Annotated in this window: 12 protein-coding genes; 6 read left to right on the forward strand and 6 right to left on the reverse strand. The window is 69.9% G+C overall.

Going from position 1 to position 12165, the window contains the following annotated elements; genetic code table 11:
• Positions 1 to 406 precede the first annotated feature (406 nt).
• From ABZX37_RS48080 to lipA, 4 genes are all read right to left on the reverse strand, one after another.
• Complete coding sequence (locus ABZX37_RS48080; RefSeq protein ID WP_354751043.1) at positions 407 to 1606, reverse strand: Ig-like domain-containing protein; 1200 nt, start codon at positions 1604 to 1606, stop codon at positions 407 to 409.
• A 134-nt stretch (positions 1607 to 1740) separates the two neighbouring features.
• The gene (locus tag ABZX37_RS48085; RefSeq protein ID WP_354751044.1) at positions 1741 to 2610 is read right to left on the reverse strand and encodes a patatin-like phospholipase family protein; all 870 of its coding nucleotides are present in this window, start codon (positions 2608 to 2610) and stop codon (positions 1741 to 1743) included.
• 537 nt (positions 2611 to 3147) lie between these two features.
• Positions 3148 to 3825, reverse strand: a complete 678-nt coding sequence (locus ABZX37_RS48090) for a DedA family protein (protein WP_354751045.1) — start codon at positions 3823 to 3825, stop codon at positions 3148 to 3150.
• 95 nt (positions 3826 to 3920) lie between these two features.
• The gene (gene lipA / locus ABZX37_RS48095) at positions 3921 to 4922 is read right to left on the reverse strand and encodes a lipoyl synthase (protein ID WP_354751046.1); all 1002 of its coding nucleotides are present in this window, start codon (positions 4920 to 4922) and stop codon (positions 3921 to 3923) included.
• A gap of 127 nt (positions 4923 to 5049) precedes the next feature.
• Between lipA and ABZX37_RS48100 the strand changes: the two genes are divergently transcribed.
• The 4 genes from ABZX37_RS48100 to ABZX37_RS48115 are packed head-to-tail and all read left to right on the forward strand — an operon-like array spanning position 5050 to position 8909.
• A complete protein-coding gene (locus ABZX37_RS48100; RefSeq protein ID WP_354751047.1) occupies positions 5050 to 5958 on the forward strand; it encodes an ATP-binding cassette domain-containing protein in 909 nt (302 codons plus the stop codon).
• Positions 5955 to 6728 carry an ABC transporter permease gene (locus ABZX37_RS48105; protein WP_354751048.1) on the forward strand — a complete coding sequence of 258 codons (774 nt, stop codon included), beginning with the start codon at positions 5955 to 5957 and terminating at the stop codon, positions 6726 to 6728. Before ABZX37_RS48100 ends, ABZX37_RS48105 begins: the two co-directional genes overlap by 4 nt.
• 34 nt (positions 6729 to 6762) lie before the next feature.
• Complete coding sequence (locus ABZX37_RS48110) at positions 6763 to 7458, forward strand: response regulator transcription factor (protein ID WP_354751054.1); 696 nt, start codon at positions 6763 to 6765, stop codon at positions 7456 to 7458.
• Positions 7459 to 7475: 17 nt separating this feature from the next.
• Positions 7476 to 8909 carry a HAMP domain-containing sensor histidine kinase gene (locus ABZX37_RS48115; protein WP_354751049.1) on the forward strand — a complete coding sequence of 478 codons (1434 nt, stop codon included), beginning with the start codon at positions 7476 to 7478 and terminating at the stop codon, positions 8907 to 8909.
• Here ABZX37_RS48115 and ABZX37_RS48120 read toward each other — a convergent pair.
• A complete protein-coding gene (locus ABZX37_RS48120) occupies positions 8890 to 9834 on the reverse strand; it encodes an oxidoreductase (protein WP_354751050.1) in 945 nt (314 codons plus the stop codon). The two genes, ABZX37_RS48115 and ABZX37_RS48120, sit on opposite strands and share 20 nt — an antisense overlap.
• A gap of 19 nt (positions 9835 to 9853) precedes the next feature.
• Positions 9854 to 10375 (reverse strand): hypothetical protein, encoded by a 522-nt coding sequence (locus ABZX37_RS48125; protein ID WP_354751051.1) that lies wholly within the window; start codon positions 10373 to 10375, stop codon positions 9854 to 9856.
• Positions 10376 to 10508: 133 nt separating this feature from the next.
• On the opposite strand from ABZX37_RS48125, the gene ABZX37_RS48130 reads away from it, so the two are divergent.
• The gene (locus ABZX37_RS48130) at positions 10509 to 11129 is read left to right on the forward strand and encodes a TetR/AcrR family transcriptional regulator (protein ID WP_354751052.1); all 621 of its coding nucleotides are present in this window, start codon (positions 10509 to 10511) and stop codon (positions 11127 to 11129) included.
• 25 nt (positions 11130 to 11154) lie between these two features.
• Complete coding sequence (locus tag ABZX37_RS48135) at positions 11155 to 12090, forward strand: LLM class F420-dependent oxidoreductase (RefSeq protein WP_354751053.1); 936 nt, start codon at positions 11155 to 11157, stop codon at positions 12088 to 12090.
• Positions 12091 to 12165: the final 75 nt, after the last annotated feature.

A 12165-nucleotide genomic window follows, 5' to 3' on the forward strand; every position in this document is an offset into this window, starting at 1 on the left:
TAAGCCCGAAGCCCGAAGCCCGAAGCCCGAAGCCCGAAGCCCGAAGCCCGAAGCCCGAAGCCCGAAGCCCGAAGCCCGAAGCCCGAAGCCCGAAGCCCGAAGCCGCGGCGGGCGGCGAGGACCCCAGGCCAGCGCCGGACAAGCCGGATCGGCCGAGCCAGCTGAGCCAGCCGGGCTAACTGGGTCAACCGGGGCGGCCGGAATCACCCGGATCAGCTGGGGCCGCCGAAGGCCAGGCGGCTTGGCCGCAGCCACCCGCGCCCGCTCCCGAGGCCACCCAGCGAACCTGGTCCCGTCGATCCTGTTCCCGGGCAACGAAAAAGGTGCCGGAGCACGAAGCTCCGGCACCTCTCTCTGTCGAACCGCTCAGTCGAACCGAACCCGGTCCCCGTTCTGGCCGCTGGTCTTACTGGGCCGAGCCCTTCTGCCAGTCGGTCCAGGACTTGGACCAGTCGCCGTACAGGTCCCACACCGGCAGCTGCGGGCCGCCCGAGTTGGTGACCTCTACGACGTCGCCGAGGCCGAAGTTGTTGAAGAACCACTCGGCGTTGGCGGCGTTCAGGTTGATGCAGCCGTGCGAGACGTTCGAGCTGCCCTGCTGCCCGACGCTGTTCGGGTTCTCGTGGACGAACTCGCCGTCGTTCGAGATGCGCTGCGAGAACTTCTCGTTCGAGCGGTACGCCTTCGGGTCCGGCGGGCACACGCCGTACGTGCAGGAGTCCATCGTGTAGTTCGCCTGCTTGTCCGAGATGACGTGCGGGCCGAGGTGCGTGGGCGTCGCGTCCTTGCCCATCGAGATCGGCATCGACTTCACCATCGAACCGTTGTGGAAGATCTGCATCTGCTCGCTGTTGCCATCGGCTTTCGCGATCCACGAATCGTGCACCTTGTACGTTTCGGTGCGATCGTCCGCTCCGTACACGCCATTTCCGAAATCGACGCCGTAAATCTTCGCGGTGACGGTGAGCGTGGTGCCCGGTTTCCAGTATTCCTTCGGCCGGTAGTGGACGTTCTTGTCGTCCATCCAATACCAGCTGCCTTCTTGCTTCGGCGACGACTCGACCGTGAGCGCCTTCTCCACGGCCGCCTTGTTCTTCACGGCGGTCCCGAAGCTGAACACGATCGGCTGTCCCACTCCGACGCCGGTGCTCTTGACCGCGCCGGGGGCCGGGATGAGGTTCGCGTTCGCCTGCTTCTTCGGCGACAGCGTGGTGACCTGGCCCTGCTGTTCGACGGATTTCCCGTCCGCGCCTTGGGCATGCGCCTTCACCTGGTAGGTGCCGCCGTAGCCGAGGACCTCGGTGGTCGTCCAGCTGAGCTTGTCCGCCGCGAACTCGCCCGCGACGGGTTTGCCTTTGGCACTCGTGACCGTGACGTCCGTGAGCTTCCCGTTCGCCGCCTTCACGACGATGGGCGTGCTCGGGCTGATCGCGGACGCGTTGGCCGGTTCGATCGACACCGAAGCCGGTGTCGCGGTCTGGCTCGACCCGCCCGGCGCACCGGGCGTGCCAGCGTCGCTGCCGCCGTCCCCGGAGGAACAGGCGGAAAGCAGCAAGGTCGCCGCGAGAATTCCGGCAACCGGAAAAAATGTCTTCTTCGGGAACATTATGTCTCTTTTGTGAGGGTCGCGGACCGGCAGGGTTCAACTGCAAAACTACGCGATCGGAAAGACGCCCTGACCGGTGGATCGGTGCATTGGGGTGACGCGGATCACTCTCGCGATTTCCGGCCGCCTCGCGGTCAGGGCCGAAGCAATCCGGGGGCCCCGTACAGGCCGGGGCCGTCGACGGCGAGTTCCTTCAGATGGTCCCGCGCGGAGCGGTAGGCCTGCGACGCCAGGTCGTCGGTGCGGGTGAAGTCCAGCGGGCTCACCTGAACCGGTGCCGGGCCTGGCAGGTAGACGACCGGCACCTTCCGGGCCGCGGCCGGCGCTTCCAGGACGGCCTGATTGCGCATGCTGATCATCGCGGTGAACATCATGACCTCGGCGAACGTCCGCGGCGCGCCGGGCATTTTGCCGGGGAACGCGCAGTCGAGGACGACCAGCGACTTCGCGCCCATGCTCAACGCCTGTCGCATCGGGACATTGGCGACCAGGCCGCCGTCGTAGAGGAGCCGGTCCTCGTGCGGCACCGGCGGGTAGATGCCGGGGATCGCACAGCTCGCCAGGAGCGGTGCCTGCAGTGGGCCCGAGGTGAGCAGAACCGGCTCGGCGGTGTCGACGTCGGTGGTGACGACGCCCAGCGGCAGCGCCATGTCCTCGAACCGGCTGCCCGCGCCGAGGTGATCGTCGATGATTTTGGCGAGGCCGGTGTTGGGGAAGAGGTGGGTTTTGCTGTGCCGGAGCGTCCGGACCTGGCTGAGCACGCCGCCGGGGAAGGCCTCGGCTTTGGTCATGTGCGCCCAGATGTCGCGAAGCCGCCCGAGCCGGTCGTCGCCGGGCAAGGAGAGCACCGCGGCGTTCAGCGAGCCGACGGACGTGCCGACCGCCAGATCCGGCGTGATGCCCGCTTCGTCGAGGGCCTGGAGCATGCCCACCTGCAACGCGCCGAGGCTGCCGCCCCCGCCGAGAACGAACGCGACCGGCTTCGGGAGGTCTAGTGCCTGCATACGGTCGAATCTAATTCGCGAACGGGACCTCGGGTGGGTGACTTCGGGTCTGGGGCGGGGGTTGGGTGAGTGAGGTTCGCCGCTTCGCTCGCTGACGGGCTGGGCGGGCGGTCGCGGGGCGGGTGGATGAGGAACGTGGCTCGCCTGGGCCGGGCGCGGGAAGGCGCGGGTGAATGGGGCGGACGCATGCGTTGGCCGGCCAGGCGGGCAGGCCGTGCGCGACGCGGATCGGCGGATGCGCCCGGCGACGGGGGCGTGGCAGCCCGGCTGGTTCCGCCCGGAAGCCGGGAGGGCTGGTGAGCTGGGCGGGCAGATGGGGTGGCCAGCCGACTGGGTGGGCTAGTGCAGGCAGCGGCGAGCCGGGCAGCGCGGGTGGAGAAAACTCGGCTTGCCCGCCCGCACTGCCTCGCACGACCAGGCAGTGGCGAAAACTCGGCTGCCCGGCACGGCCAGGCAGTGGAGAAACTCGGCTTGCCCGCCCGCCCGCCCGCCCGCGCGCTGCCCGGCACGGCCAGGCCGTCGGCCGGACGCGGCGAACTAGCTGCCGGTGCGAGCAGGCTCCTCTGGCTGTTCGTCCGGAGAACCCGCAGCCTCCGACACACCCAGTGCCTTGCGTTTCTTCAATCGCAGCAAGAAGAACACCAGCACCCCCACCACCAGCGCGGCCACCACCAGGAATCCGGTGTTCATCGCGCTCTCGACCTGCTTGGCCGCCTCTCCGAGCGCCGCACCGAGGCTGATGTGCACCAGCGACCAGCAGAACGCGCCAGCCGCGGTCGCGGGGAGGAATTTGCGGAACGGCAGGTTCGAGGCTCCCGCGGCGGCTGGCGTCAGGGTGCGCAGCACGGGCAGGAACCGCGCGAAGAAGACCGCCCACGCGCCTCGGCGTTCGAGGACGCCGGTGGCTCGGTCCCAGGCATCCAGACCGTATTTGCGGATGAGCTTCGTCTCCCGCAAGCGCGGTCCGAACTTCCGGCCGAGGACGTAGCCGACCGAATCGCCCAGTGCCGCGCAGACGGTGACTACCGCCCACAGGGTCAGGAAGCGGGGCACGGACGTCGCCGTGGTCGCCGCGATCAGCAGGCCTGATTCGCCGGGGGCGATGAAGCCCAGGCCGATCGTGCACTCGGCGAACACGAGCCCGCCGGCTGCCGCGACGAGACCCGGTTGGGGGAGTGCCTGCAACCAGTCGAGGAGGTCCGTTACTAAAGCCACACCATCACTTTACTGACTCTTGGGAATTGGGTGCCACGTTCGGGGGACAGCACAAGGGCCCCGGTGCGTAACCGGGGCCCTTCGGTGAACGGGGGTCAGCGGGACAGCAGGCTGCTGGCTTCCTGCGCGGCCGGTCCTTCGGCGGTGAGGTGGGCCAGGTTTTCCGGCAGGTCCTCGCCGCGGTGGGCCTTGGTCTGGGCGTAGAGCCGTCCGGCGCGGTAGGACGAGCGGACCAGCGGCCCCGCCATCACACCAGGGAACCCGATAGCTTCAGCGGTTTTCGCGTGCTCCACGAACTCCTCCGGCTTGACCCAGCGGTCGACCGGGTGGTGTCGCGGCGAGGGGCGCAGGTATTGGGTGATCGTGATGATCTCGCAGCCCGCGTCGAAGAGCTCCCGCAGCGCGACGCTGACCTCGTCCGGGGTTTCGCCCATGCCGAGGATCAGGTTGGACTTCGTCACGAGTCCGGCCGCGCGGGCCTGGGTAATGACGTCCAGCGACCGCGCGTAGCGGAAGCCGGGGCGGATCCGCTTGAAGATGCGCGGCACGGTCTCCACGTTGTGCGCCAGCACCTCGGGGCGGGAACCGAATACTTCGGCCAGTTGGTCGGGCTCGGCGTTGAAGTCCGGGATCAGCAGCTCGACGCCGGTGCCGGGGTTCAACGCGTGGATCTGGCGGACGGTCTCGGCGTACAGCCAGGCGCCGCCGTCGGCGAGGTCGTCGCGGGCGACGCCGGTGATCGTCGAGTACCGCAAGCCCATGGCCTGCACCGATTCGGCGACCTTGCGGGGCTCGGTGCGGTCCAGCGCGGCAGGCTTGCCGGTGTCGATCTGGCAGAAGTCACAGCGCCGGGTGCACTGGTCGCCGCCGATCAGGAACGTTGCTTCGCGGTCTTCCCAGCATTCGTAGATGTTGGGACAACCCGCCTCTTCGCAGACGGTGTGGAGGCCTTCGCGGCGCACCAGGCCTTTGAGTTCGGTGAATTCGGGACCCATTCGCACCCGGGTCTTGATCCACGACGGCTTCTTCTCGATCGGGGTCTCGCTGTTGCGCACCTCAAGCCGCAACAACTTCCGTCCCTCCGGTGCAGCACTCACGGGCTCCACCCTACGCCGGGGTTTTCCTGTGAACCGGGCCCGATCAACCCCCGGGACAGCCGGAACGCACAGGGTTCTCCCAGAAGCTCTCCGGATTCCCCCGGACCGCCCCGGCACGCTCGCCGGCATGACAGCGATCGAAGTACGCGGGCTCACGAAACGGTACGGGCCCGACACCGTGGTGGACGACCTGTCGTTCACCGTCGAGCCCGGGCAGGTCACCGGATTCCTCGGGCCGAACGGGGCGGGCAAGTCCACGACCCTCAAGATGATCACCGGTCTCGCCGCGCCGTCCCGCGGGTCGGTGACGATCGGCGGGCTGCGTTACCGGGACTTGCCGGTTCCGCTCACCGAGGTCGGCGCGCTGCTCGACGCGGGTGCGGTGCACGGGGCCCGCAAGGCGCGCGACCATCTGCTCGCGCTCGCGGCGAGCAATCGGCTTCCCCTGCGAAGGGTCGACGAAGTTCTTGCCCGGACCGGCCTGGAGAGCGTGGCCGGACGGAGCGCAGGCGGGTTTTCGCTCGGGATGCGGCAGCGGCTCGGGCTCGCGGCCGCGCTGCTCGGCGATCCCCGGGTGCTGATTTTCGACGAACCGGTGAACGGCCTCGACCCCGAGGGCATCCGCTGGATCCGGCACTTCATGCGCTCGCTCGCCCGCGAAGGCCGTGCGGTCCTGGTGTCCAGCCATCTCATGAGCGAGATGGCGCAGACCGCCGACCATCTGGTGGTCATCGGCCGGGGAAAGCTGCTCGCCGACACCACGACCCACGAGTTGGCCGGTCCGGAGGGGACGGTGCTCGTCCGCACCTCCGATCCGGACGGGTTCACGCGGCATCTGCTCGCCGCCGGGGCCACTGTGCGGGACGGTGCCGGGCGTGCGCTGATCGTGTCTGGCCTGACCAGCGACGAGGTCGGAAAACTGGCCGCCTACCACGGGATCGCGCTCAGCGAGCTCACACCGCAGCAGGTTTCGCTCGAGGACGCGTTCCTTGCGCTCACCGAGGACAGCGTCGAGTACCAGGGGGCTGCGGCATGATGATCTCCGGAACCCTCCGGTCGGAGTGGATCAAGCTCCGCAGTCTGCGTTCCACCTGGTACACCGTGGGCGGCCTGTTCGTCGCCGGGATCGGCATTACCGCGCTGGCGACAGCTTCGGCGGGTGCCGAGTACGCCAAGGCGACGGCCGCGGAACGCGCGGCTTGGGACCCGACCGGCCTCAGCCTCAAGTCCTTCATCATCGCGCAGCTGATCATCGGGGTGCTGGGTGTTCTCGTCGTCACGTCGGAGTACGCGACCGGCCTGATTCAGTCGTCGCTCACGGCAACGCCGCGGCGGTCGCGGCTGCTCGCGGCGAAAGTGGTGCTCGCCGCCGCGGTCGCCGTCGTGGCCGGGCAGGTGCTGATGTTCGCCGCTTTCCTGATCGGGCAAGGGTTTCTCGCCGGACAACAGTTGCCGCACGCGAGCCTCGGCGATCCCGGCGTGTTCGGGGCCGTGGCGGGCGGCGGGCTGTACCTCGCCGCGATCGCGCTGCTCGCGGTCGGCCTCGGCACGCTGATCCGGGCGACCGCGGGCGCGTTGGCCGCGCTCGTCGGCATCGTGCTGCTGGTGCCCGCGGTCGCGGGCGTCTTCCCGGACTGGATGCAGTGGCTGTTCACGTTCTGGCCGTCCAAGGGCGCGGCGGCGATCTTCTCCGTCAAGCTCGATCCGGCGTACCCGGACCCGTGGCTCAACCTCGCCGGTCTGTACGCCGGAGTGGTTGTGGTGCTGGCGGCGGCTTTCGCGGCCTTCCGGCGGCGGGACGTGTGACCGCGGTCTCCGTACGCTGGCTTCCATGGCAGTGATGACGCCCGCGCGTCTGCTGGTGGTCGACGACGAGGCGACCGTGCGGGAGCTGCTGTCCGCGGCGCTGCGGTTCGCCGGGTTCGAGGTGAGTTCCGCGGCGACCGCGGGCGAAGCGGTCGCCGCGGCCGACGGGGAGCCGCCTGACCTGGTGCTGCTCGACGTGATGCTGCCGGACGCGGACGGTTTCGAGGTCGCCCGGCGCTTGCGCGAACGGCACCGGCCCGGCCGGAGCGGGCCGGTGCCGGTGCTCTTCCTCACCGCCCGCGACCGGCAGGCGGACAAGGTGGCCGGTCTCTCGCTGGGCGCCGACGACTACGTCACCAAACCGTTTGACCTGGAGGAGCTGATCGCCCGCATCCGCGCGATCCTCCGGCGCACGCAAGGACATCAGGAGGTGGTGACGGTGGGCGAGCTGGTGCTCGACGCGGAAGGCCACCAGGTCACGCGGGCCGGACAGCCGGTCCGCGTCTCCGCCACCGAATTCCGGCTGTTGCGGTACCTGATGGAGAACGCCGGGCGCGTGGTGTCGAAGGCGCAGATCCTCGACCGGGTGTGGCAGTACGACTTCGGCGGCGACGCCAGCATCGTCGACACGTACATCTCCTATGTGCGACGCAAGGTCGACACCGGCGAGCCCAAGCTGATCCACACCGTGCACGGCGTCGGTTACGTGATGCGGGAACCGCGGCGGTGAGGCATCCGCTGCGCCGGATGTCGTTGCGCACCCGGCTTCTGCTGATCACCGCGGGTCTGTTGCTGGCCGGGCTCACTCTGATCAGCGCAGTCGTGTCGGACAGCTTGGAGCGCTACCAGCTCGACCGGATCGACACCCAGCTGCGCGGTTTCACCGAACTGATCGCGCGCGTGCCGTCCGGCGGGCTGCCCGCCGGCGACCCCAGGACGAAGTCGCTCGATCCGGCGCTGGACCTCATCGGCGCCCCGTACGTGCTCTATCTGGACGCGAACGGCGCGGTGACCGGCGGGATCCATTCGTCGCGGCTGGCGGCGGAAACCCTGCCCTCGCCCGAGGATCTGCGGTCGCTCCCGGTGCACGGCGCGCCAGCGGACCTGCGGGCCGGTTCGGAGCGCTGGCGCGCGGTCGCGGCGCCGGCGCCGGGCGGGACCGTGATCGCGGCGGCTCCGCTCGCCGAGGCGGACGCCCTGATCTCCCGCCTGCGGCTCAGCAGCGTGCTGACCGGCTCCGCGCTGCTCGTGCTGCTCACCGGTGCCGGCTGGTTCGCGCTTCGCGGCGGATTGCGTCCGTTGCGCCGGATCGAGCACACCGCGGCGGCGATCGCCGGTGGCGACCTCAGCCGCCGGGTGCCCGGGATCGCCGCGCCAGGAACGGAAATCGGGCGCTTGGCGGTGTCGCTCAACACCATGCTCGGACAGCTTGAGCGCGCCTTCGCCGACCGAACCGCCTCCGAGGCGCGGATGCGGACCTTCGTCGCGGACGTCAGCCACGAACTGCGCACGCCGCTTTTCGGGATCAAGGGCACCGCCGAGCTGTACCGGATGGGCGCGCTCGCCGAACAGTCCGATGTGGACGAGGCCATGCACCGGATCGACCGGGAAGCGGTCCGGCTCGCCGCACTCACCGAGGACCTGCTTTTGCTTGCCCAGCTTGACGAAGCTCCGGAAGCGCAGCTCGACCGCGCGCCGATGGACCTGCGCACGCTCGCCGGCGACGCCCGGCACTCGTTGCGCGCGCTCGACCCGTCGCGGCCGATCGAACTGACCGGTCCCGGCGGCGAGGTCACGCCCGGCCCGGCTCCGGTGCACGGCGACGAGGCGCGGCTTCGGCAGGTCGTCACCAACCTCGTCGGCAACGCCGTCGCGCACACTCCGCCGGGCACCGCGGTCCGCGTCGGGGTCGGGACCGCGGACGGCCGGGCGGTGCTGGAGGTGGCTGACGAAGGCCCGGGAATGACTGCGGCGCAAGCGAAACGGGTCTTCGACCGGTTCTACCGCGCGGACCGTTCCCGGGCCAGGACGGCAGGGGCGGACGCGGGTCTCGGGCTGGCGATCGCCCGTTCCCTGACGCGGGCGCACGACGGCGAGCTCGAACTGGAGACCGCCGTGGGCGAGGGTGCGTGCTTCCGGATCGTGTTGCCGCTGCTGGAACTCAGCGCGGATCGGGAGTGACGCCGGTCAGCTCCGCGGTCAGCTCCCACAATGTGGTCCCGGCTTCCGGGTTCCGGGCGGGTGCCAGGGTCCGCACCTTCGTCGGGCGTCCGCGCGCGACGAAGACCGGTCCGATGTAGTCGCCGCCTTCGATGCCGGGAGCGGTCGCGGCGTACAGCTGCGGCAGCGCGCCGCGTTCGACGCGTTGGGCCAGCAGCATTCCGCCGAGCTTGCCGACTTCCCGAAGTGTCGTGCGTATCAAGGGATTCTGGTACGAGCTCGCCATGTTCGTGGTCAGGCCGGTCGCGCTGTAGCCGGGATGCGCCAGCACACTGAGCACAGTGGAATCCGCGGCGCGGAGGCGTCGGTCCAGCTCGATGCCGAAGGCCTGGTTCGACAGTTTCGCCTGGCCGTACGCGGCCGCCGCGCGGTACGGGCGGTGTTCGGCGTTCGGGTCGTCCAGGTGCAGGTGCGCGCCGAAGGCGGCGACGCTGGACAGGGTGACGACGCGGCCTGCGGGTGCGCCGCGCAGGGCGGGCATCAGCAGCCACGTCAGCGCGGCGTGTCCGAGGTGGTTCGTGCCGAATTGCAGCTCGAAACCGTCCGCGGTGCGGCCTTGTGCGGTGGCCATGACGCCGGCGTTGTTCATCAGCACGTCCAGCGAGTCGCCGGTGAGTTCGCGCACGGCCGCGGCGGCGTCCCGGACGGACGCCAGGTCGGCGAGGTCCACGCGGACGAGTTCGGGTTTGGTGCCCGAAGCCGCGGCGCGGACCTGGTTGAGCGCGGTTTCGCCGCGCTCGGGCGAGCGGCAGCCGAGCAGCACGCGGGCGCCGTGTGCGGCAAGGACTTCCGCCGAACGCAGGCCGAGGCCGGAGTTCGCTCCGGTGATCAGGACGGTCCGGCCGCTCTGGTCGGGGATCCGGGCCTCGGTCCAGCGTTCGTTCATCGGGTCAGCTAACTACACCTCAGGCACTCGGCGCGAGCAGGCGCATCAGATGCCCGACCGGGCCGCGCCTGCGGACCGGGCCCGCGTCGCCCGCGCGCAGCAGCGCGTCGAGCGTCCGCCCGACCTTGACGATCTCGTCGGCCGGTTCGCCCGGTTCGGCGAGTCCGGCGGTGAGCGCCAGCGTGTGCAGTTCGATGCGGTGCAACGGTTCCAGCGCGGGGCAGCGCTCCAAAGCGCCGTCCAGCACCGCACGCAGGTCTTCGTGGTCGTGCTGTGCCTGCCGCCACGCGCGGGTGACGGCGTCGACCTGGTCGCCGGGCACGTCCGCCTCGTCGGGATCGGCGAACTCGGCGCGCAGGTAGCCGCTGAGCAGCTGCGTCCACTTGTACTGCAGTGCCAGCAACAGGTTCTCTTCGGTGCCGAACTCGTCGGCGGCACCCGGGATTTCGGCCAGCGAAAGCGGCGCTTGCGGTGCGCGCCTCGCCTGGCGGACAGCGGCATCGAGGATCTCTCGCCGCCGGTAGAAGTCGGTCCAGCTCATGGTTGTGGCTCCCCTTCCGTGACCCGGGTCATACTGCCGGTCTGCGGCATACTCCCGGTACGGACCTGACGCAGCCAACATACCACGGGTATGGTCCGCCAGGCCCCGGCGTAAGGTTGTGAGCGTGCCGACAATGAGGTCCCGACGACTCGACTACTCCGAGTCGACCCGTTCCGCCCTGGTCGACAGCGCGGTCGAACTGTTCACGAAACGCGGATACGCGGGTACCTCGCTCGACGAGGTCGCCAAACGCGCTCGCGTCACGAAAGGCGCGCTGTACCACCATTTCAGCGGAAAGCAGGCGCTCTTCGAAGCCGCTTTCGAACAGGTGGAAAGCCTGGTCTACGACCGGCTGCAGAAGATCATGACCGGCGACGGCGAGCCGTGGGAGCGCGCGATGGGCGGGCTGCAGGCGTTCATCCGCAGCTGCCTCGACCCGTCGTACCAGCGGATCGCCATCCACGAGGGTCCGGTCGTGATGGGCTGGGAGCGCTGGCGCGAGGCCGAGGAGCAGTCCAGCTTCGGGCTCGTGCGGTCCGGGCTTCAGCTGCTCGTGGACGCGGGCGAGGTGGAGCCGGTGCCGGTCGACCTGACCGCGCGGCTGCTGTTCGGCGCGCTGTCGAGCGCGGCCACCGAGATCGCGGGCGCGGCCGACCCGAAGAAGGTCGGGGCCGAGATCGAGGACGTCATCATGCGGATGCTGTTCCGGCTGCGCCGTCCGGCAGCCGACCAGGAGCGGCCCGCCGCAGGCTGAGCGGTTCGCCGTTAGGCTGGCGGACATGGACTTGAGGATCTTCACCGAACCCCAGCAGGGGGCGAGCTACGACGACCTGCTGCGGGTCGCGCGGACCACTGAGGCCGCGGGCTACGACGCGTTCTTCCGCAGCGACCACTACCTCAAGATGGGCAGCGCGGACGGCCTTCCCGGGCCGACCGACGCGTGGATCACCCTCGCCGGCCTCGCCCGCGAGACCGAGCGGGTCCGGCTCGGCACGCTCGTCACCGCGGCCACTTTCCGCCACCCCGGCCCGCTCGCGATCTCGGTCGCGCAGGTGGACCAGATGTCCGGCGGGCGCGTGGAATTCGGCATCGGCACCGGCTGGTACGACGACGAGCACACCGCCTACGGCCTCACCCTGCCGCCGCTCAAGGAACGCTTCGACCGCTACGCCGAGCAGCTCGCGGTGATCACCGGCCTGTGGAAGACCCCGGCGGGGGAGACGTTCTCCTACTCCGGCGACTACTACACGTTCGCCGATTCGCCCGCGCTGCCGAAGCCCGCGCAGTCGCCCGCGCCGCCGGTGATCATCGGCGGCGGCGGCAAGAAGCGCACCCCGGCGCTGGCCGCGCAGTACGCCGACGAGTTCAACCTGCCGTTCGTGGACGCCGAAACCGCGCTCGCGCAGTTCGAGCGCGTGGACGCGGCGGCGGAGGCGATCGGCCGCAACCCCAAGGAAATCCTGCGTTCGGTCGCGCTCGTGCTGGCGGCGGGCCGGGACGAGGCCGAGGTCGCGCGCCGGGCCTCCGCGATCGGCCGGGAGACCGACGAACTGCGGGCCAACGGCCTGGCCGGGACCGCGGCGGAGATCGTGGACCGGATCGGGCAGTGGCGGGAGAAGACCGGGATCACCCGGCTGTACCTGCAGGTGCTCGACCTGTCCGACCTGGACCACATCGAGTTCGTGGCCTCCGAAGTCGCACCCCAGCTGGACTGAGCCGCCGAAAAGCCGTGAAGGGCTCCTTGAGGGAATCTGATTCCCTCAAGGAGCCCTTCACGGACAGCTGGGTCA

Source organism: Amycolatopsis sp. NPDC004079 (assembly GCF_040610415.1).
Taxonomy (GTDB): domain Bacteria; phylum Actinomycetota; class Actinomycetes; order Mycobacteriales; family Pseudonocardiaceae; genus Amycolatopsis; species Amycolatopsis halotolerans.